Below are 20,688 nucleotides of genomic sequence, written 5' to 3' on the forward strand. Positions count from 1 at the left end.
GCTTCACGCAGGCAGCGTGATCGTGAACAGGGCGCCGCCGCCCGGTGCGTCGCCAATCGCGATGCTGCCGCCGTGCTCTTCGACAATGCGCTTGCAGATCGCCAGGCCCAGGCCCGTGCCGCCGGCCGGCGCGGAGCCGCGCTCGCCGATCTGCACGAAAGGCTGGAACACGCGCTCGCGCAGCGCAGGCGCGATGCCCGGCCCGCTGTCGGCCACCGACAGGCTCGCCCCATCGGCATGCGGCGCCAGCGTCACCGCGACCCTGGATTCGGCGGGTGCGACGCGGATCGCGTTCGACAGCAGGTTCACCAGCACCTGCGTCATGCGGTCGTGGTCGAAACGCGCCCGCAAGCCCTCGTCCTCGGCCGCGAGTTCAAGTGTCACCCCGGCGGCGCCGGCCATGCCGCGCATGGTGCGCACCGCCTCGCGCGCCAGCGGCAGCAGCGGCTGCTCGCTTGGTGCGAAGCGCATCATGCCGGCCTCGATCTTCTGGATGTCGAGCATGTCGTCGACCAGGCGGTTCAGGCGGATGCAGTTGCTGTTGCAGATCTCGACCAGTTCCAGCACGTCCGGCGGCAGCGCGCCCAGCGCGCCGTCGGCCAGCAGGGCAAGCGAGGCGCGGATCGAGGTCAGCGGCGTGCGCAGTTCGTGCGAGACGGTGCCGACGAATTCGTTCTTCATGCGCTCGATGCGCTTGCGCTCCGTGATATCGCGGAGAAAAATGCTGAACACGGCGGCCTCGCCGCTGCCGGTCAGGCCGGTGCTCATCTCGACCGGAATCTCGACGCCATGGCGGTCCGCGACCACCCGCTCGACGCGCCGCTCATGGCCGGCCTGCACGGCGCCGGCAAAATCGGCCAGGGCCCCGCTGGCCGCTTCGCGCAGCTGGTCGAGGTGCACCAGGCTGGCCAGGTCGCGGCCGATGGCTTCCTCGCGACGCCAGCCGAGCAGGAGTTCGGCCTGGCCGTTCCAGTCGACGATGCGCCCTTTCAGGTCGACGCCGATGAAGGCATCCTGCGCCGTCTCGACGATCGCGCGGATGCGCGCCTCGCTGGCCTGCACGGTTTCCAGCGCGCGCCGCAGTTCGCGGGTGCGCGCTTCGACCAGTTCTTCCAGGCGGCCGTTGAGTCCTTCGAGCTGGCCGCGGCGCGACTCCAGGTCGCTCACCAGCGCGTTGAGCGAGCGCCCGAGCGCGCGGATTTCGGCATAATCTTCCGGCTGCGTTGCGATGCGCGCCGCGCCGCCCTGGCGCAGGCCGGTCGCCGCATCCGCCAGGCGCGCCAGCGGGCGCGTGATGCTGCGCGCCACCCAGATGCCAACCAGCGAGAACAGCGCGGCAAGGGCCGCGCCGCTCCAGAGCACGTAGTTGCGCAGGTCGCGCGCCGGCGCATACGCCTGCGCCACTTCCTGGCGCACCAGCACGGTCCAGCCCAGGCCCGGATAGTTCGCATGGCCCGCACCCTTCTGGTAGCCGACCACGTAGTCGCGCCCGTCCGGCCAGCGCTCGACCAGGTGCTGGCCGCGCCGCGCGTCCGCGCCCGTGCGGGCGCGGCGCACGCTCTCGAGATCGAGCACCCGGTCGGCCAGTTCCGGCGGCCCGAGCAGGACCCGGCCCGCGGCGTCCAGGATCAGGGCGTCGAGCGGCGCGCTGCGCGCGTTGGCGCCCACCACGGAATGCGCCACTTCGCGCGCCCAGTTCCAGGACACGTGCGCGCCAAGCACGCCCTGCACCTTGCCGGCGGTGTCGACGTAGGGAAAGGCGAGGTCGACGAAGCGGCGCGGCTCGGGCTGGGCCGGCAGCAGCCTGGCCAGCAGCACGGCTTCGTGTACGTCGCCCACAAAGCCGCCTTCCAGGCCCTGGCGGAACCAGGGACGCTTCGATACGTCGGCACCGACCAGCAGGCCGTTGCCGGTCGCCTTGACCTTGCCGTCGAGGCCGGCCACGCCGATCCATTCGTAGTAGTGGTAGGTTTCCTGCACGCGGCGCAGGGTGCGCGTCAGGCGCGCATTGTCGTAGGCCGGATCGGCCAGCGAGGGGCGGTCGGCGATCAGGCCGATTTCGCGGTAGCGCTCGAACATGCCGCGTTCGAGCTTGTCGGAAGCCTGGACCGCGAGATCGGCCAGGCCGGCGCCGATCTGCTGCTCGAGCTGGCCGATGGCGCGCCGCTCGACCAGGCCAAGCAAGGCCAGGGTCAGGATCACCGAGAGCAGAGAGAAGGCCAGCGCCAGGCGCGCGTGCAGGCCGCGTGGGAACAGCGCCTTCAAGCGGCCGTGCTCCGGGCAGGCCGCGCCGTTCTCGCGCCCGTGTGCGCGAGGACCATACCGAGGCGCAGCGCGGCGTCGGTCACCTGGGGCAGCGGCGGCTGGTAGCCGGCGTCGATCCAGCGCAGCGCGATGTGCATCACGCCGCCGACCACGCCGGCCTGGAGCAGCTCGTCGGACTCGCTGCCGGCGGGCGCGATCTGGCGCGCCACTTCGGCGCCGATCGCGCGCAGGGCGGCATCGAAGGCCTTGTCGACCTCGCGGCTGACGCCGCGGATCTCGACCAGGTAGACCCGCGCCGAGGCCGGCGAGCGCTGCAGCGCACCGAAATAGGCATCCAGCATGGCGCGCGCTTTCGCCACGCGGCCCCGTCCCGCCGCCTGGGCCGCGGCCGTGATCTCGCCGAACACGGCATAGGTGACCGCATTGAAGGAGGTGACCAGCAGCGCCTCGCTGTTCTCGAAGGATTCGTAGAAGTAGCGCTCGGTCAGGCCGGCCGCCTCGCACACGGCCTTGACGGTGGCATGGCGATAGCCGCGTTCGCCATAGACGGCGATGGCGGCGGCGATCAGCCTGGCGCGCCGTTCGGCGCGGCGCTGTTCGGTCGAGACGCCACGGTAGGCGCGGGAAGTCGATTCAACGGTCATATCGCTATTCTGACATATTGCGAACCTACCCCAGCAGGGAATGAGTCGTTGCTGACGCGCCTGACAAACGGGTGCTGCGTTGCTCGTCGTTGCATGGCGCAGCCATGCGGCCTCCTCGCGCCTTGCCCCCGCTTGCCAGTCATCGTCATCAACTTCCTCCTCCCTGCTGGGATAGGTTCGACTTGCCACCACGAATGTGACAATGTACAGTGTCAACAGCTTATAAAACAATCAGAGACACAATGCATACCCCCGTTTCGTCCGAAGCTCCCCTGGACGTATTGATCGTCGGCGCCGGCCTGTCCGGCATCGGCGCGGCCGCCATGCTGCAGGAACGCTGTCCCGGCAAGCGCTACGCCATCCTGGAAGCGCGCGCCGCGATCGGCGGCACCTGGGACCTGTTCCGCTATCCCGGCATCCGCTCCGATTCCGACATGTACACGCTGGGCTACGGCTTCAAGCCCTGGCTGGCATCGAAGGCGATCGCCGACGGCCCCGCGATCCGGGCCTATGTGCGCGAGACGGCGCGCGAGCGCGGCATCGACGCCCACATCCGCTTCGGCCACAAGGTGGTGCGCGCGTCCTGGTCGAGTGCCGAGGCGCTGTGGACGGTCGAGGCGGAAACAGGAGAAACCGGCGAGCGTGTCGCCATCCGCACCCGCTTCCTGCACATGTGCAGCGGCTACTACAGCTACGACCACGCCTACCGCCCGCGCTTCGAAGGCGAAGACGTCTACCAGGGCCGGATAGTCCAGCCGCAGTTCTGGCCCGAAGACCTGGACTACGCCGGCAAGCGCGTGGTCGTGATCGGCAGCGGCGCCACCGCCGTGACCCTGGTGCCGGCCATGGCCGCCACCGCAGCCCACGTCACCATGCTGCAGCGCTCGCCGACCTATGTGGTCTCGCGCCCTTCCGAATACGGCTTCGCGCGCCGCCTGCAGCGCCGCCTGCCGCCGAAGCTGGCCTACTGGGCGGTGCGCTGGCGCGTGATCGCCGAATCCATGCTGCTGTACCGCATCGCGCGCGGCAAGCCGGAGCTGGCGAAGAAGAAGATCGTCGAGATGGCCGCGCACCAGCTGGGGCCGACCGTCGACGTCGCCCACTTCACGCCCGACTACAAGCCCTGGGACCAGCGCGTCTGCGTGGTCCCGGACGGCGACCTGTTCAAGGCACTGCGGCGCGGCCAGGCCGAGGTCGTGACCGACCACATCGCGCGCTTGAGCGAGCGCGGCATCGTGCTGCAATCGGGCCGCGAGCTGGACGCCGACGTGGTGGTGATGGCCACCGGCCTGTCGCTGTCGGTGCTGGGCGGCGCCGAGATCGTCGTCGACGGCCGGCCTTTCGTCGCGAGCGAGGCGATGGCCTATAAAGGCATGATGCTGAGCGGGATGCCGAACAGCGTCATGACCTTCGGCTATACGAACGCCTCCTGGACCCTGAAGGCCGACCTGACGGCGGCCTGGGTCTGCCGCCTGCTGAACTACATGGACCGCAAGGGCCAGGCGATCGCCGTCGTGCAGCGCCAGGATGATGTGGCGCCCGAGCCCTTCCTGAGCTTCACCTCGGGCTATGTGCAGCGCGCCGCCAGCCTGCTGCCGAAACAGGGCAGCCGCCGGCCCTGGCAGGTGTACCAGAACTATTTGCAGGACATGTTCACCATCCGCTACGGACGCATCGCCGACGGCGTGATGCGCTTCGGGCAGAAAGGAAGCTTGCCATGAACGTTTCGAACCGCGTCGCCGTGATCACCGGCGCCGGCAGCGGCATCGGCCGCGCCACCGCCCTCGCCCTGGCCCGCCGCGGCTGCCACCTGGCCCTGGCCGACATCGCCGAGGAGGGCCTGAAGGAAACCGCCTGGATGCTGGCAAATCTCGGCGTGCGCGTCACGACCCACGTCCTCGACGTGGCCGACCGCGCCGCCGTACGCGCGCTCCCTGGCGTCGTGCTGGATGCGCACAAGCGCGTCGACCTGCTGGTAAACAACGCCGGCGTGGCCCTGGGCGGCAGCTTCGAACAGGTGGCCGAGGAGGATTTCGACTGGCTCATCGACATCAACTTCAACGGCGTGGTGCGCATGACCCGGGCGTTTTTGCCGCTGCTGCGGCAAAGCGACGAGGCGCGCATCGTCAACGTCTCCAGCATCTACGGCATCGTCTCGCCGCCGGGACAGGCCGCCTACTCGGCCAGCAAGTTCGCGGTGCGCGGCTTTTCCAACGCGCTGCGCCATGAACTGGAAGGCAGCACGGTGGCGGTGAGCGTGGTGCATCCGGGCGGCGTGGCCACCGCCATCGCACGCAATGCACGCGTCCCGGTCGATGCCCCGGCAGACGAAATCGCACGCGGACGCAAACTGTCGGAAAAGCTGCTGCGCATGCCGCCGGACGCCGCGGGCGAAATCATCGTGCGCGGCATCGAGCGGCGCGCCGCCCGCATCCTGGTCGGCAACGATGCCAAGTTCGTCTCCTTCCTGGAACGCCTCGCGCCGGTGGCTTACTGGCGCATCCTCAAGAAAGCGACTGCCCGATGAATACCCTCCTTATCGTGCTCGGCCTGCTGGCGCTGGTGCTGCTGGCCCTGGCCCTGTTCACCCACCGCACCGCGCGCCGCATCGAATCCTACCTGCCGGCGCGCGGGCGCTTCGTCGACGTGCCCGGCGCGCGCCTGCATGTGCGCGAAGCGGGCAGCGGCCCGGCCGTCCTGCTGGTGCACGGGCTGGGCGGACAAAGCGCCCACTTCGACTATGGCGTGTTCGAGAGCCTCGCGAAAGAGCATCGCGTGATCGCGGTCGACCGTCCGGGTTCGGGCCACTCCACGCGCGATGCGACGACCGCGGCCGACGTCTCGACCCAGGCGGCCGCGCTGTCTGCCCTCATCGACCAGCTCGAACTCGGCCGCCCGACGGTGGCCGGCCACTCGCTGGGCGGCGCCATCGCGCTGACCCTGGCGCTAGAGCATCCCGAGAAAGTCGGCGCGCTGGCCCTGGTCGCGCCTTTGACCCACCTGCAGGACACGGCGCCGGAAGCCTTCAGGGCGCTGGCGATCGAGCGCCCCTGGGTGCGCCGCCTGTTCGCCTGGACCCTGGCCACGCCGGCCTCGATCGCGGCCAGCAAGAAGGTGCTGGGCGCCGTGTTCGGACCGGAGGCCGCGCCGCGCGATTTCGCCGTCAAGGGCGGCGGCCTGCTCAGCCTGCGCCCGCGCCAGTTCCTCGCCTCGTCCGCCGACATGCAGGCGCTGCCGGGCAGGATGCCGGCGGTGCAGGCGCGCTATTGCGAACTGCGGGTGCCGACCGGCGTGCTGTACGGCCGCGAGGACGCCATCCTCGACTGGCGCAAGAACGGCCAGGCACTGGCCGACAAGGTGACGGGCGCGCGCCTGCAGCTGGTCGACGGCGGCCATATGCTGCCGGTGACCCAGCCGCAGGCGACGGCCGAATTCATCGCCGAGTGCGCGCGGCTGGCGGCACCGCTGCAGGTCGTTTCCTGACCCGCTTCCTGACCTGCGCACCTTCCCGCCCATGAACCGGTATCATCCGGGTTCACGAGATAAAAGGCGGAGCAGTTAAATGGTAGTGGTAACGCATAGCGGTAAATTTCACGCGGACGACGCATGGGCGGTGGCGGTCCTGTTCATCCTGTATCCGGACAGCCAGCTGGTGCGCACGCGCGACACTGCCACCATCGAGGCGGCCGACTTCGCGATCGACGTCGGCGGCATCCACGACCCGGCCACGGGCCGCTTCGACCACCACCAGAAAGGTTTCGATACGGCGCGCCCGAGCGGCGTGCCCTACGCCAGCGCGGGCCTGGTCTGGCGCGAATACGGCGCGCGCTGCGTCGCGGCCCTGGCCCTGGAACACACTGGACAGACGCTCAGTCCCGATGCGGCCCAGCAGATGGCCTACGCGATCGACGCCGACGTCGTCCAGTACCTCGATTTGTCGGACGTGGGCGCTGCCAAGAATGCGCCAGGCGGCTATGGCCTCTCGGCCGTCGTTTCCGGCTTCAATCCGAACTGGATGGACGAGCAGCGCCTCGGCTACGGCGAAGCGGCCGACGCCTACCGCCTGAGCCAGTTCCGCAAGGCGATGGCCCTGCTCACCGACATCATGATCAACTCGGTCAAGTACCGCGTCGGCGCCCTGCTGGCCCTGGAGCAGGTGCGCGGCGCCGAAGTGCTCGAAGGCGGGCGCCTGCTGTTCCTGAATAACGGCGCCCTGCCCTGGACCGCCGTGGTGCGCAAGGAGATGCCGAAAGTCCTGTTCGTGATCAGCCACAGCATCGCCGAGCAGCGCTACATGATCCACGCGGTCCCGGTCAGCGCCGACAGTTTCGATGCCCGGGCCGACCTGCCCGAAGCCTGGGCCGGCCTGCGCGACGCCGACCTGGAGCAGGTCACGGGCGTGCCGGATGCGACCTTCTGCCATAACGGGCGCTTCATCGCCGCCGCCAAGTCCTATGAAGGCATCCGCGAACTGGCGCGCCTGGCGCTGCTGGATGCAGCCCAGGGCGCGGTGGCCGACTGATGTTCTCGATCGTTCTGAATATTATCGGGACGCTGTTCCACTTCTACGTGGCGCACCGCATCTATCGGCTCGGTGCCGTCCGTTCCCGCGTGCTGGCCAAGGTCTGGTGGCTGGGCGCGCTGCTGGTCTGGATCGTCTACATCGTCGGCGTGCGCCTGGGCGACGAAGCGATCGGCTGGCGCTGGTGGCCGGGACAGTTCGCGCTGACCTGGCTCGGCATCCTGTTCGTGATGACCCTGCCGCTGCTGGCGGCCGATATCGCCACCGGCTTCGGCTGGTGGTGGAAGGCGCGCGCGCAGCGCCTGCTCGGAATCGCCGCCCTGGTGGGCGTGCTGCTGAGCGCCTTCGCGATCTTCCAGGGCGTGCGCGCCCCGGTCATCGTCGAATACGAGCTTGCGCTGCCGAAGCTGCCCGCCGCGCTGGACGGCATGCGCCTGGTGATGGTGAGCGACCTGCACCTGGGCGCCCAGCGCCGCGCCGACTGGATGGCCGCGCGCGTCGCCCAGATCAATGCCTTGAAACCGGCGGCCGTGCTGATGGTCGGCGACCAGGTCGAGGACAATCCGCTGGGCGAACCGGCGCTGGCCGAGGTGTTGCGCGGCCTGCAGGCGCCGCGCGGCGTCTGGGCCGTGACCGGCAACCATGAGTTCTACGGCGACGTCGAGACGACGGTGGCCGAGTTCGAGCAAGGCGGCGTGCGCTGGCTGCGCAATGCCAGCGTCGAACTGGCGCCCGGCCTGCGTCTGGCAGGCATCGAGGACGTGGGGCGGGCAATGCGGAGCGGGGGCGACATCACCACGGGTCTCGCGGGCGTGCTGCCGTTAGCCGCGAACGAAGCCACCATCCTGCTCTCGCACATCCCGGCCGCGCCCGTGATCGACATGGCGGCGGCGCGCGGCGTCGGCCTGATGCTGTCGGGGCATACCCACGGCGGCCAGATCTGGCCCTTCAGCTACCTTGTGCAGCACCGCTTCCCTCAGCTGGTCGGCCAGCATACCGTCAAGGGCATGAACCTGGTCATCAGCCGCGGCGCCGGCAGCTGGGGGCCGCGCATGCGCCTGTGGCAGCCGGGCGAGATCGTGCTCATCACCTTGCGCATGTCGTCCTCAAAGCCGTAACAGCCGGATACCGTAGGGTGGGCATGCCCACGCGTGAACGTCGCGCCACGTTGGCTTCGTTTTAAGAACGACCCCGCCAACACGCTGCAAGCGTCACGCGTGGGCATGCCCGGTGAACCTGTGAGCGAGGCCATTGGCCTCGCCCACCCCTACAACCCCTGCTGCTTCAGGGCCGCGATCTCGTAGTCGCCATCGTCCACCAGCCGTTCCCAGCCCTCGAATTTGCCGAGCCCCAGCGTGCGCGCCATCGACAGCAGCAGGCTTTGGCCGGGTGCGGCGCGCTCGGGCTGCAGGCGGTAGACCGGATCGGCGAATGCCGCTTCCGGCGTCACGATGGTCCAGCCCATGCTGCGGAACTGGGCCAGCACGTCGTCCAGCCACAGCGCGTTGATCAGGTTATGGTGCAGCAGCAGGACCTGGGGGTGCAGCAGCAGGACCTGGGCGATGTCGCGCCCCTGCAGCTGCTGCGACAGCGCGCGGTAGGCCAGCGCGCGCTGGCGGATGTGGGCCAGGTAGGCGGCCTTGATCGGCGCGACGTCGGCCGCCGGATCCTTTTCCAGCACTTCGACCAGCTTGTCGTTCAGACGCCAGTCGCTGGTGTCGAGCGAGACGTAGGCGTTGCGGTAGCCCTGGGTGCGCAGGAAGTCGCGCATGCCGTCGCGCTTCTCCGGCGTATTCCCCTCGCGCAGGTAGGTGAAGCGGAACCACTTCCGGTAACCCGGCAGCGGCCCGACGATGCGCTCGCAGTCGAGGATCTGCTGCTGGTACGCGCCCAGGCTCACATCCTTCGCATGCAGGTCGGGATGGGTCATCGTGTGGTTGCCGAGCGCGTGTCCGGCTTCGCCCCAGGCCCGCGCCAGCGCCAGGCCTTCGGGACGGGTGGCGCCGTTGGCGGCGGTGACGAACAGGGCGGCGCTTGCCTTGTGCCTCGCCAGCGCCGCCAGCAGGGCCGCGTTGCGCTCGGGCGGCGTCAGGCGCGGCGTGGCGGCCAGCGAGGGGCCGTCATCGAAGGTGATGGCGACCGTCTGGGCGAACGCGCCGGGGGCCAGCAGGCACAGGACGAACAGGCGCAGGGTAGCAAAGCGGAACATGCGGCTTCCTCGATACGAAACGGAAGCCGCAGTGTAATCGATGGGCGCGTCAAGACACCGGCTTCTTGCGATGCCGGTGCCCGTTCGGCAGGGCTCAGCGGCCCTGCCCGTCCTTCTTGTCGCCCTCGCGCCGGTTCTGCGGCTGGCCCGACTGGCGGTTGCCCTGCGCGCCGCCGCTCAGGTTGCCGATGCCTTCCAGCCCGGTCTGCACCTGGCCGCCGCTGCGCGAATAGCCGGCCTCGTTTTCCTGCGAGGAGCCGTCGTCGAGCAGGTCGTCGGTGCGGCTGGCCGATTGCTGGCTTCCCTCGCGCTGCAGCTTGCCGCTGTCGCCGGTCCCGCCCACGCCAACGCTGGCGGCGCTGCCGGTGCCGTTCTTCGTGATCTGGTCCCAGGATCGCCCTTTCGCGTCCTTCTTGTCGTCGTAAGTCGACATGCTGTTCTCCTTTGTCATTGGCACCCAGACATCATAGGATGCCGGCGCCAAAGAGCAAGCGGCGCACTGGAGGGCTGCGCGTAGGACTGGCCGCACAATGGACGAGCCGAAAAAAAGTCGCCATCGTTGGCGCCTTTTCATGACCGGTCCTGGCGATCAGTTCTGCAGGTACAGGACGGTGCCGTTCAGCTTGATGTTGCCGGTGCCGGTCGCCATGTCTTCACCGCCCGACAGGCTGCCGCCGCCGGTGATGCGGGCGAACTTGCCGGTGCCGCCGGTGACCTGGAAGGTCGCACCGGAGAACACATATTTCGTGCCTTCGCCGGTCGGCACGAACTGGCCGCTGTAGTTGGCGTAGATCTGGTCGCCCGAGGTGGTCATGACGATGAATTTGCCGCCGCTGAAGTTGAACAGTGGGCCGACTGGGGTGATGCAATCGGTCGCGATGAACACCACCTTGCCGCCCATCAGTGCGCTGTCGCCATGGCCGCTGATCGTGCCGCCGAATTTCGACAGGCAGCGGTCGGCCGGGCCGACGGCTTCCACGAGGGTGCCTTCGATCTGGATGGGCTTGACGACCCAGCCGCCTGCGGATGCCGTGGCCGACGCAGCCAGCAGGAGGGTCACGGCGGCTGGACGGGCGATCGTGCGCAGGAAGGAAGTGAACATGTGTTTCTCCGGAGTTAAGTAAGTAAGATTCAATAATATCGATTTTGCAAAATTTGGCGCGCACGCTCAGCAGTGCATGTGGTGCTCAAGATACATATATTTTCGGCAACATTGACAGCGATCCGTGCGCCCGTGACAAGCCGGCTGGGTTACAACATCGACTCATCGACAAAGGAAAAACAATGCGCATCGCCACCTTCAACATCAACGGCATCGGCAGCCGCCTCCCCGCCCTGCTCGAATGGCTCGAGGAAAAAAAACCGGACGTGGCCTGCCTGCAGGAACTGAAGGCGCCGCAGGAACGCTTCCCGCTGGCCGAGATCAACGCGGCCGGTTACGGCGCGATCTGGCAGGGGCAAAAGAGCTGGAACGGGGTCGCGATCCTGGCGCGCGGCCAGGACCCGGTGGAAGTCACGCGCGGCTTGCCAGGCGACGACAGCGACGAACAGAGCCGCTACCTGGAGGCCGTCATCGGCGACCTGGTCGTCGCCTGCCTCTACCTGCCGAACGGGAATCCGGCGCCGGGACCGAAGTTCGACTACAAGCTGGCCTGGTTCGAGCGCCTGATCACGCGCGCGCAGCAGCTGCTGGACACAGGCGCGCCGGTCGTGATCGCCGGCGACTATAACGTCATGCCGACCGAGCTAGATGTGTATAAACCGGAGCGCTGGCTGGACGACGCCCTGTTCCGGCCCGAGACGCGCGAGGCTTTCCACCGGCTGGTGAACCAGGGCTGGACGGATGCGCTGCGCGCCATGCACCCGGACGAGGTGATCTACACCTTCTACGATTATTTCAGGAACGCCTACGGCCGCAACGCGGGCCTGCGCATCGACCACCTGCTGCTCAGCCCGACGCTGGCGCCCGCCCTGCGCGCTGCGGGGACGGACCACGAGATTCGCGGGCGCGAGAAGCCGAGCGATCATGTGCCGACGTGGATCGAACTCGACATGAGCGCGCTGGCTGTGCAGAAGGCGGCAAGGAAGGCTTGACTCATTCCTCCGTAGGGGTGGGCGAGGCCAATGCCCTCGCCCGTGGTTTCATCGGGCACTCCGTGCCCACGCCGTACGTACGCATGCTTTTGCGCGCTTCGAGTGACGGACGGCCCATGCCACGTATGCCGGAGACGCCCGTAACGCGTGGGCACGGAGTGCCCACCCTACGGTCGGCCTCTGCCAACCATGCTTCCGATTGATCGATTGGCATTGGGCCGAGCGCGCATGCTTGGAATGTTGTTGAGTTATTACCCAGTCGGCGCATAATCGCTGCCATATTCGTCAGTATTTACGAGGACGTTCATGGCGACTCGACTCCCTGCGCAGCGGCTGCCCCACGCCGGTTCCTTATCCTGGCTAAGCAGCCTGCTGCTCGCGGCCGGCGTGGCCGGATGCGGCGGTGGTGGCGGCGACAGCGCCCCGGCAGCGGCGCCACCGTCTGCTCCGCCACCGGTTGCGGCACTGCCCGGCAGCTACGCCGATCCGGTGACCTACTCGGGTGCGGCCACGGCCTCGCTAGTAAGTGCCCAGGAGGGCGCGGCCACCGTGCAGGCGCGCGCCACACTCGATGGCCGGCCGCTCGACTACACTGCCACCACAGGCCATCTGACCGCCACCGACCTGCAGACCGGCCAGCCGGCCGCATCCTTCTTCTACATCGCCTACACTGCCGGGACCCAGCCGGCGGCGCAGCGGCCCGTGACCTTCTTCTACAACGGCGGGCCCGGTTCGGCCTCGCTCTGGCTGCACCTGGGCTCCTTCGGGCCGCGCCGCATGGCGACCAATTTCCCGTCCACCGCGCCGCCTGCCAGCCCGCCGCAGCTGGTCGACAACCAGGAAACGCTGCTCGACCATTCGGACCTGGTCTTCGTCGACGCCATCGGCACCGGCTATTCGCAGGCGATCGCGCCGCGCACCAATGCCCAATTCTGGGGCGTCGACCAGGACGCGGCGGCCTTCCGCGAATTCGTCCGGCGCTACCTCGCCGCCAACAACCGACAGGCCTCGCCGCTCTACCTGTTCGGCGAGTCCTATGGCGGACCGCGCAGCGCGGTGCTGGCCAACCTGCTCGAGAGCGCCGGGGTGCGCGTGGCCGGCGTGGTGCTGCAGTCGCCGGCCATGGACTACAACGCCAACTGCGGCGTGTTCAACCCCGGCCAGCTCAGCTGCGAAGGCTATATCCCGAGCTACACCGCCGTATCCGCCTACCACCAGAACGGCAGCCTGCCGACCGATTTTTCCACGGTGCTGGATCAGGCCCGCGCCTTCGCGGCCGGTCCTTACCGCAGCGAGGTCAAGACCTTCCTCGCCAACGGCACGCCGCCGGGCGATGCGACCGTGGCGCAGCTGTCCACCTGGACGGGACTCTCGGCCCTGACCTGGCGCCAGGATTTCTCGATGACGCCGGGCGCCTACCGCGAGCGCCGCCTGCCGGGACAAGTAATGGGCCGCTACGATGCCCGGGTGACCGCGCCCATCGGCAGCGCGCTGGCGGCCGGCGGCGACCCCTCGCTCACGCTGGTTGGCGGCGTCTTCAACAACAACATCAAGCCCTATCTGCAGAATGAGCTGCGCTATACCGCGACCACGCCCTACCTCGGTTCCAACAACGTGCTCGGCCAATGGAACTTCGGCCACGACGGCAAGGCGGTGCCGGACACGATCCCGGACCTGGCCGCGGCCCTGACGCTCAATCCCGCGATGAAGGTGCTGGCCATGGGCGGCTACCACGACCTGGCGACGCCCTTCTACCAGACCGAACTGGATCTGGCACGGCTCGGCGCCGGCTCCGCGATCCAGATCCGCAACTATGACAGCGGGCACATGGGCTACCTCGACGACCGCGTACGGCGCCTGCAGAAGGCCGACCTGCGCGCCTTCTACAACAGCGTATCGGTGGCACAATGAAGACCATGCTCTCCATTTTCCTGATCCTGAGTGCGGCGCAATTGGCAGTGCCGGTTGCCGCGCACGAGCAAATCGGCGTGGACGCCCAGGTGCCGGCGGCGCTGCGCAACCGTCCTGCCACGTCGCCGCCGGCGGCGGGCGCGGCCCTGCAGGCGCAAGTATTAAGCAAACTGGAAGCGCAGTTCCACGCCGCCGACCTCGACGGCAACGGCACGTTGTCGCCCGAGGAAGCGAAGGGCTTCGGTTTCGTCGCCACGCATTTCGATGCCATCGACGCAGGGCGCCGCGGCGCCGTCAGCTTCGCCGACCTGCGCGCTTTCCTGGCGCGGGCGAAAGCCGAGCGCCGCTAGCGTCCGCTGCGATCCGCGAGGAACTGCTGCGCGCGCGGATGGGTGGGATGGGTGAAGAATTCTCCCGGCGTGGCCTTTTCGAGGATGCGCCCTTCGCTCATGAACCAGACGCGGTCGGCCACCTCGCGCGCAAAGCCCATCTCGTGGGTGACGCACACCATGGTCATGCCCTGCCCCGCGAGTTTGCGCATCACCTGCAGCACTTCGCCCACCATTTCCGGATCGAGCGCACTGGTCGGCTCGTCGAACAGCATGATGGGCGGCCGCATCGCCAGCGCGCGGGCGATCGCCACGCGCTGCTGCTGGCCGCCGGAGAGTTCGTGCGGATAGGCGTTCGCCTTATGCGCAAGGCCGACGCCGTCGAGCAGTTCGAGCGCGTAGGCTTTCGCCTCGGCTTTTGTCGCCCGCTTCAGGTTGACCGGCGCCAGCATGCAGTTCTCCAGCGCCGTCAAATGCGGAAACAGGTTGAAGTGCTGGAACACGAAGCCGATACCGGCGCGCAGCGCGTTCACGTCGAGGCCCGGTGCGTGGATGTCGCGGCCGTCGATGGCGATCTTGCCGCCGTCGATTTCCTCGAGCCGGTTCAGGGTGCGGATCAGGGTCGATTTACCGGAACCCGAAGGACCGCAGATCACCACGACCTCGTTCTGCTCGACGCGTTCGGAGATGTCGGCGAGGGCGTGATACTGGCCGTACCACTTGTTGACTTTGTCGAGGACGATCATGCGGTTACCTTGATTGCAGGAGCTGCGCGCGCCGTCATGCGACGCTCGAGCAGGAAGGCCAGGCGCGAGAGGCCGAAGCACAAAATAAAATACGTCAGGGCCAGCACCAGGTAGACCTCGACCGCCTTGGTGAACACCAGGGTGTTGACCTGGGTGGCGATGAAGGAGACCTCGGACAGGCCGATGATGTAGCCGAGCGACGTGGCCTTGATGGTCGCCACCAGCTGGCTCACCAGCGAAGGCGACACATGGCGCAGCGCCTGCGGCAGGATCACCAGCCGCAGTGCCTGGGGATAGGACAGGCCCAGCGAACGCGCTCCCTCGAACTGCCCTTTCGGCAGCGCGCGGATGCCGGCGGCGACGATCTCGGCCAGGTACACGGCGTCGAACAAGACGAGCGTCATCAGCATGGTGGTGGCCTGGCCCGTCTTCACCCCGGTCACGGCGGGCAGGAAGAAGTAGGCCCAGAACACGACCAGCAGCAGCGGGACGGCGCGAACCACCTGCACCAGCACGGCGGTCGGCCAGCGCACGGCGCGCCAGGGGCTGACGCGGGCCACGCCGAGCAGCAGGCCGAACGGCATGGCCAGCAGCAGCGCGGCGGCGGACAGCAATACGGTGAGCGTGAGGCCGCCGAGCGGCCCGTTCGGGTATTGGCCGACCAGGAAGTACAGCCAGTAGTCTTGAATCAGTTCGATCATGTCCGCACCGGGAAACGGCGCGCATACAGCTGCGCGGCCAGCGAGATGACCAGCGAAACGGTCAGGTAGGCGAGCGTGGCGAAGGTGAAGGCTTCGACGCTGCGGAAGGTCGCCGTTTCGACGCGCGCGGCCTGGTACATCATCTCGGCCGCGCCGATGACGGTGGCCACGCTGGTGTCCTTCCACAGGTTGACCGTCTGCGACAGCAGCGGCGGCACGGCGATGCGGATCGCCTGCGGCAGCAGCACCAGGCGCAGGCTGGCGATGCGGCCGAGGCCGAGCGAACGGGCCGCTTCCATTTGCGCGCTCGGCACGGCGCGGATGCCGCTGCGGATGTCTTCTGCCATGTGCACGCCCGCGTACAGCGAGAGCGCGATGACGGCGCAGATGAATTCGGGATTGCTGTCGTAGAGCGCGAGTTTCACCGTTTCCGGCAGCAGCTCGGGAAAAGCGAAGTACCAGAACAGCAGGTGCGCCAGCAGCGGCACGTTGCGGATGCCTTCGACCAGGCCGGCGCCGATCGCCTTGAGGAGACGGCTGTTCGAGGTGCGCATCAGCGCGATAGCCACGCCCAGCGGCAAGGCGATCACGAAGCTGGCGCCCAGCAGCTGGAGCGAGGTGGTAAAACCCTGCACCAGCCAGTCGTGGTACTCGCCCGACCGGAGCAGGTTCGAATCGAAGAAGCTCAAACTCAGATCTTGTCGGTATTGATGGTGAAGGCGCGCTTGGCGATGTTCGGACGGGTGCCCGGACCATACCACTTGTTGAACAGCGCGTTCGCCGCGCCGCTCGATTCGAGCTCGCGCAGGGTGGCGTCGACTTGCGCCTTCAGGCTCTTCTCGCCCTTGCGCAAGCCGAGCGCGATCGATTCGACGCCGATGCTGTTCGGGAGGATGGTGAAGTTTTTCGCGGCCGGACCGAGCTTGCCGTAGTCGGCCAGCAGCGAGGATTCGTCGTTGACGTAGGCGATGCCCTTGCCTTGCTGCAGGGCCTGGAAGGCTTGCTGCGTATTCTCGAAGGTGACGACGGTCGCGGTCGGGACGGCGGCGCGGATGTTGGTTTCCTGGGTGCCGCCGCGCACGGTGACGACCTTCTTGCCGGCCAGCTGAGGCAAGGCGTTGATGCCGCTGGACGCGCGCACCATGACTTTCGAACCGGTGACGAAGTGGGTCAGCGCGAAATCGACCTGCGATTCGCGTTCCTTGTTGTGGGTCAGCGTGGCGGCCAGCACGTCGACGTGGCCCTGCTGCAGCTCGGGAATGCGCGCCGCGACCGACATCTGCTTGAACACGGGCTTGACGCCGATTTTCTTCGCCACGGCCTTGGCGATGTCGATTTCATATCCGACCAGCTCGCGCGTCTTCGGATCGATGAAGCTGTTCGGCTCGTCGGTGCCGAGCACGCCGAAGACGATCTCGCCCTTTTTCTTGATGTCGGCCAGCTGGTCGGCGTGGGCACCGTTGGCGAAGGCGAACTGGGCGGAAAGCGCGATTGCGCAGGCAAGCAAGGTGCGGCAGGTGGCCATGAGACTCCAAGGGCATGAATAAACGAACCGTGAAGTATATGCCATGTGAATGACAGGGTGAAGGATCGAATTCCTATAAGAACATGTCTAACTGGCATAAAGGCGCGGCGCCGGGTGCTCGGCGCCGCGCCTGCTCGAACCCTTCGGCCAGGCTTACTTGCCGCTGGCGCCCTTGCCCTCGGCCTGGCTGCTGCCGGAAACTGAACCGCTGACCGAACCCGAGACCGGCAGCTGGACGCCTTGCGCCTTCTCGGCCAGGCCGCGCGCGCTGCCGGCGGCAGTCGCTGCACTGGACTGGGCCGCGCCGCGGGCATTGGCGGCCGTAGCGGCGGCGTAGTCGCGGGTAGCGGCTACCTGGGTGCGGGCGGCCCCGGCTGCAGGCATTGCTGTCGCACGCGCACCGCCTGCGGCGCTGCCGGCCACGTCGCGTGCGCCGGCCGCGGCGCTGGCCGCGTCGACGCCACCGCCGATACTGCCGGCGCCGGAGGCATTGCCACTGCCACCGCCGCCCGCGGACGGCGCTGCCGCTGCGCCGTTAGCAGGTGCGCTGCGCGCAAGGCTGCCGGCCAGGCTCGCATCCCCATTGCCGCTGCCCCCTGCCTGCGCCGCGCCGCCGCCGAGGGCGCCGCTCAAGCCGCCGGTCAGGCCGCCCCGGCCGCTGCCCGATGCCTCGGTGCTCGCCGGACGGGCCGGAGCTGCGCGCTCAGCCGGCAGCGCGCGTTCGGCGCGGCGCACTTCCGGCATCGGGGCCATCGGACGCATACCGCCGAAGCCGCCGCCCATGCCGCCGCCTAACATCCCGCCGACGGCGCCGCCGAGGCCCCCGCCTCCGCCGAGCAACTGGGCCTGTGCCGACGCGGCGGCGGACAAGGCGAAGACGATGGCGATCTGGCGGACGATGTTTTTGGTGTTCATGATGGTTTCTCCTGTAAGTGGCGCGCAGTTGGCGCCGTTATCAGGAAAACGAACGGACTCGGCCGTTTATTCCATGCATCCGAAAATTTTTTTTAGAGGGTCTTCGCGTCAGCAGCGGATCGCCATGAACAGCCAAGGTATTTCCGTAAGCAAGCCCCTTCATGTGATCGCGCGGCACAAGGGATTTTGCTGTTACTGGCTGAGCTTCTCAAGCAGCCCGTGTGCCCTTGCGCACTACGTATGGGGCCGTCGATTTGAAGGGTATGACGAAACCTTAGCGCAAGCCACCTGTTTTACGGACGCGGCACCCGACTCCAAACTGTGCACTGCAGTTATCACAATCGTAGGCAGCACCTTAGGCTTTGAATAATCGAAAAATTCCCTGGGAGCGCGGAGTCTGAATTCCTGCTCCGCGGTGCCAAAGGCGTTGCTGCTAATCAAAGCAGGATAGGCGTCAAGACCCCACTCCCTGTCTATCAGGTCGGACTTCGCTAAATCATCCTGGCTACAAGTGGCCGAATTAAAGAAATGCATGTAGTAGGTACTGTCCATGCTCAACCAATACAGCTCGATCCTGATCCGGTATGCCGGGTCGTTGATCCCATATCCCATTACAACCGATCCATTGACCTTGCTATTATTTAAAGACTGCAGTTCGGTGGGGTCGTTCCTGTATTCAAAGCCCTTCTCGTAGCCACATCCCGCCAGGCTGGCTAGCACCACTAACAACAAAAATGAACGCCCGAAGCGGCCAAACGGAAGATGGACTGGCATTGCATGGTCCCCGCAGCGTAGAAGGTCTGCAGCGACAGGTAATATTGACGCCGCTGCAGCTTATTTAGTCGGTCGAGTCGGATTTTTTCGCATACCAGCTAAAGATCGAGTAAACCAGGAAGGTCAGCATCCACATCTTGAGGTTAAAAGAAGGAAAATCCTCCGAGCTCCCCCTGGTCTTCCCGAATAACACAAGAAGACCACCCGGAATGGGCAATGCACCGTGCCCACCCATGAACAAACCCGGACTCAGAACCGCGGAAAAACCGAGATTGTATAACGAAGTTTTAACCAGGCCGAATCGAGATATGAACCCCGTCCATAGCAAGTAATAAAAAATCAGAGCGATACTTAGCCAGATACCTATGGGTACAGCAAACATCATTAGCATACAGGCGAGCCCGATTCAAAGTGGAAAAAAATATTCTATGCGACAGGCAGGACTGACAGGTTGCCAAGCATCCCTGGTCGCTGCGTTCCAAGGATGGTAATTAGCTTTCGGAATGTTTTGCGTATTAGCCCCGCAAGGAATACCGCCCGCGTGGACTACATTTTTCACACTGTGTCAGCCCATGGGTCGAGATTCCGAAGTCCACATTTCGCCGAATGCAGAAGTGCCAGGTGGCTAAGCGTACGAGGATCGTTGTCATCTCAGCAAGGGATAGCTCGTGTTGTGCGTAGTTGCAGGAAGGGGCGCATCCTCCTAGCGGAACCGCCCCGGATCGGTCCGCAATCCCGCCCCAATCACCCCAAGGCCGATCGCATTGCTGACCGTATCCTTGTCGTGCACTGCTTGCGCGGCCAGCGCGGCGATGGCTCGTGCGGCGCCGGCGCGGTCGGGCCGGGGCAGCGCTTTGGCCAGCAGGCCCGCCACCAGCGGCGCCGCGAACGAGGTGCCGCGCACCTGGCGGTAAGGCGGCGTACCGAGCGCCGCGCTGACCATCTGGCTGCCGGGCGCTGCGAACATCACCTGCGGGCCGCGTCCCGCTTCCGGCAGCGGCCGGCCCTGGCGGTCCACGCCGCTGACGCCGATCACGCCCGGATAGCTGGCCGGATAGAGGGGCGGCGCGGCCGGTCCGTCGTTGCCGACGGCCGCCACCAGCAGATGACCGCGCGCGACCATCGCGCCCACGACGCGCTCAAGGGTCGCGTTCGGCGGCCCGACCAGGCTGATGTTCACCACGCCGACGCGCGAGCGCGCCATCCAGCCGAGGGCGGCGGCGATCTTGTCGGCCGAGCCGCCGGTCGGGCTGTCGCAATAGATGTCGGCGGCGAACAGGCGGGTGCCGGGGGCGGCGCCGCTAAAGCGTTCGGAGCGTCCGACCAGCAGGGCCGCCACCGCCGTCCCGTGCGGCGCCGGGTGGCGCCTGCCATCGCAGCCGAAGGATTCGATGGCAGCATCCTCGAACACCGGATGCGCGACATCGACGCCGCTGTCGACCAGGCCGACCGCCCCGCTGCCGTCCGGCTTGCCGCCTGCCGCCGGCCCCGCTGCGCCGCCGGACAGGGGCAGCGCGGCGCTGCCGGTGTACAGGTGGTTGAAATCGTAGGAGCCGGCCGGGTCGAGTGCGCGCAGGCGTGCAAGGGCGTCGTTCGTGTCGAGGCCGGCCGGTACGCGCAGCACGACCAGCGATTCGCCGAGCTCCTCGTAGCGCTCTTCGCGCAGGACCCGGAAGCCGAGGCCCGCCGCGGCGCGCAAGGCCTCCGGACTCGGCGAATTGGCCAGGATCTCGCGCCGTACGATGGGTGCGCCGCGCGGGTCGGCTTCCAGCACGGCGCCGTGGCGGCGCAACAGGTCTGCGACGGTATCCAGGCGCAGGCCGCGCAGGTCGCCCGGCACGGTGCGCTCGAGCAGGCGTTCGGCCGGGCGCACCACGCCGTCCAGCCCGGCTCCTCCGAGCGCTTGCGGAAGGTTCAGGCTGGGCAGGCGCAGCTGGGCCTGGGCGGCGCCGGCGCAGGCCAAAAGCAACAGGCAGGCCAGGCGCCTGGCGGGGAAACGGAGACGGTTCATGGACGCGATCATATAGGATGGCAAGTGTTCTATATGAAAAAC

The 20,688-nt window shown here is 67.3% G+C and carries 20 protein-coding genes; 8 read left to right on the plus strand and 12 right to left on the minus strand.

Going from position 1 to position 20,688, the window contains the following annotated elements; all coding sequences use genetic code 11:
• Positions 1–3 precede the first annotated feature (3 nt).
• Both ACFPQ5_RS10210 and ACFPQ5_RS10215 read right to left on the minus strand, forming a co-directional pair.
• The gene (locus ACFPQ5_RS10210; protein ID WP_379754482.1) at positions 4–2,265 is read right to left on the minus strand and encodes an ATP-binding protein; all 2,262 of its coding nucleotides are present in this window, start codon (positions 2,263–2,265) and stop codon (positions 4–6) included.
• Positions 2,262–2,909, minus strand: coding sequence for a TetR/AcrR family transcriptional regulator (locus tag ACFPQ5_RS10215; RefSeq protein WP_379754485.1), 648 nt, complete (start codon positions 2,907–2,909; stop codon positions 2,262–2,264). The genes ACFPQ5_RS10210 and ACFPQ5_RS10215 overlap by 4 nt, the downstream gene beginning before the upstream one ends.
• Positions 2,910–3,151: 242 nt before the next feature.
• On the opposite strand from ACFPQ5_RS10215, the gene ACFPQ5_RS10220 reads away from it, so the two are divergent.
• The 5 genes from ACFPQ5_RS10220 (at position 3,152) to ACFPQ5_RS10240 (ending at position 8,549) form a co-directional block, all read left to right on the plus strand.
• On the plus strand, positions 3,152–4,630 hold the full coding sequence (locus tag ACFPQ5_RS10220; protein WP_379754488.1) for a flavin-containing monooxygenase: 1,479 nt from the start codon (positions 3,152–3,154) through the stop codon (positions 4,628–4,630).
• A complete protein-coding gene (locus ACFPQ5_RS10225; protein ID WP_379754491.1) occupies positions 4,627–5,436 on the plus strand; it encodes an SDR family NAD(P)-dependent oxidoreductase in 810 nt (269 codons plus the stop codon). Before ACFPQ5_RS10220 ends, ACFPQ5_RS10225 begins: the two co-directional genes overlap by 4 nt.
• Positions 5,433–6,392 carry an alpha/beta fold hydrolase gene (locus ACFPQ5_RS10230; protein ID WP_379754494.1) on the plus strand — a complete coding sequence of 320 codons (960 nt, stop codon included), beginning with the start codon at positions 5,433–5,435 and terminating at the stop codon, positions 6,390–6,392. Before ACFPQ5_RS10225 ends, ACFPQ5_RS10230 begins: the two co-directional genes overlap by 4 nt.
• Positions 6,393–6,471: 79 nt before the next feature.
• Positions 6,472–7,431, plus strand: a complete 960-nt coding sequence (locus ACFPQ5_RS10235; RefSeq protein ID WP_379754497.1) for an MYG1 family protein — start codon at positions 6,472–6,474, stop codon at positions 7,429–7,431.
• Complete coding sequence (locus ACFPQ5_RS10240; protein ID WP_379754500.1) at positions 7,431–8,549, plus strand: metallophosphoesterase; 1,119 nt, start codon at positions 7,431–7,433, stop codon at positions 8,547–8,549. The genes ACFPQ5_RS10235 and ACFPQ5_RS10240 overlap by 1 nt, the downstream gene beginning before the upstream one ends.
• Positions 8,550–8,698: 149 nt before the next feature.
• Here ACFPQ5_RS10240 and ACFPQ5_RS10245 read toward each other — a convergent pair whose 3' ends face one another.
• From ACFPQ5_RS10245 to ACFPQ5_RS10255, 3 genes are all read right to left on the minus strand, one after another.
• Positions 8,699–9,640 carry a polysaccharide deacetylase family protein gene (locus ACFPQ5_RS10245; RefSeq protein WP_379754502.1) on the minus strand — a complete coding sequence of 314 codons (942 nt, stop codon included), beginning with the start codon at positions 9,638–9,640 and terminating at the stop codon, positions 8,699–8,701.
• A gap of 94 nt (positions 9,641–9,734) precedes the next feature.
• A complete protein-coding gene (locus tag ACFPQ5_RS10250; protein ID WP_379754505.1) occupies positions 9,735–10,073 on the minus strand; it encodes a hypothetical protein in 339 nt (112 codons plus the stop codon).
• 156 nt (positions 10,074–10,229) lie between these two features.
• Positions 10,230–10,742 carry a hypothetical protein gene (locus ACFPQ5_RS10255; RefSeq protein ID WP_379754507.1) on the minus strand — a complete coding sequence of 171 codons (513 nt, stop codon included), beginning with the start codon at positions 10,740–10,742 and terminating at the stop codon, positions 10,230–10,232.
• A 182-nt stretch (positions 10,743–10,924) separates the two neighbouring features.
• On the opposite strand from ACFPQ5_RS10255, the gene xth reads away from it, so the two are divergent.
• From xth to ACFPQ5_RS10270, 3 genes are all read left to right on the plus strand, one after another.
• Positions 10,925–11,734: an exodeoxyribonuclease III gene (gene xth / locus ACFPQ5_RS10260; protein WP_379754510.1), complete on the plus strand. Its 810-nt coding sequence runs from the start codon at positions 10,925–10,927 to the stop codon at positions 11,732–11,734.
• A gap of 333 nt (positions 11,735–12,067) precedes the next feature.
• Complete coding sequence (locus tag ACFPQ5_RS10265) at positions 12,068–13,645, plus strand: S10 family peptidase (protein WP_379760067.1); 1,578 nt, start codon at positions 12,068–12,070, stop codon at positions 13,643–13,645.
• The gene (locus tag ACFPQ5_RS10270) at positions 13,642–13,995 is read left to right on the plus strand and encodes an EF-hand domain-containing protein (protein WP_379754513.1); all 354 of its coding nucleotides are present in this window, start codon (positions 13,642–13,644) and stop codon (positions 13,993–13,995) included. Before ACFPQ5_RS10265 ends, ACFPQ5_RS10270 begins: the two co-directional genes overlap by 4 nt.
• Here the strand turns inward: ACFPQ5_RS10270 and ACFPQ5_RS10275 are convergent.
• The 7 genes from ACFPQ5_RS10275 to ACFPQ5_RS10305 form a co-directional block, all read right to left on the minus strand.
• On the minus strand, positions 13,992–14,720 hold the full coding sequence (locus ACFPQ5_RS10275) for an amino acid ABC transporter ATP-binding protein (protein ID WP_379754516.1): 729 nt from the start codon (positions 14,718–14,720) through the stop codon (positions 13,992–13,994). The two genes, ACFPQ5_RS10270 and ACFPQ5_RS10275, sit on opposite strands and share 4 nt — an antisense overlap.
• The gene (locus tag ACFPQ5_RS10280; RefSeq protein WP_379754519.1) at positions 14,717–15,421 is read right to left on the minus strand and encodes an amino acid ABC transporter permease; all 705 of its coding nucleotides are present in this window, start codon (positions 15,419–15,421) and stop codon (positions 14,717–14,719) included. Before ACFPQ5_RS10280 ends, ACFPQ5_RS10275 begins: the two co-directional genes overlap by 4 nt.
• Positions 15,418–16,110 carry an amino acid ABC transporter permease gene (locus ACFPQ5_RS10285; RefSeq protein ID WP_379754522.1) on the minus strand — a complete coding sequence of 231 codons (693 nt, stop codon included), beginning with the start codon at positions 16,108–16,110 and terminating at the stop codon, positions 15,418–15,420. Before ACFPQ5_RS10285 ends, ACFPQ5_RS10280 begins: the two co-directional genes overlap by 4 nt.
• 2 nt (positions 16,111–16,112) lie before the next feature.
• A complete protein-coding gene (locus ACFPQ5_RS10290) occupies positions 16,113–16,946 on the minus strand; it encodes an ABC transporter substrate-binding protein (protein WP_379754525.1) in 834 nt (277 codons plus the stop codon).
• A gap of 153 nt (positions 16,947–17,099) precedes the next feature.
• The gene (locus tag ACFPQ5_RS10295) at positions 17,100–17,861 is read right to left on the minus strand and encodes a hypothetical protein (RefSeq protein ID WP_379754527.1); all 762 of its coding nucleotides are present in this window, start codon (positions 17,859–17,861) and stop codon (positions 17,100–17,102) included.
• Between the two features lie 234 nt (positions 17,862–18,095).
• A complete protein-coding gene (locus tag ACFPQ5_RS10300) occupies positions 18,096–18,635 on the minus strand; it encodes a hypothetical protein (RefSeq protein ID WP_379754531.1) in 540 nt (179 codons plus the stop codon).
• A 703-nt stretch (positions 18,636–19,338) separates the two neighbouring features.
• A complete protein-coding gene (locus tag ACFPQ5_RS10305) occupies positions 19,339–20,646 on the minus strand; it encodes a S8 family serine peptidase (protein WP_379754534.1) in 1,308 nt (435 codons plus the stop codon).
• Between the last annotated feature and the right edge of the window lie 42 nt (positions 20,647–20,688).

It is taken from the genome of Massilia suwonensis (assembly GCF_042655665.1).
Taxonomy (GTDB): Bacteria; Pseudomonadota; Gammaproteobacteria; order Burkholderiales; family Burkholderiaceae_D; genus Telluria; species Telluria suwonensis.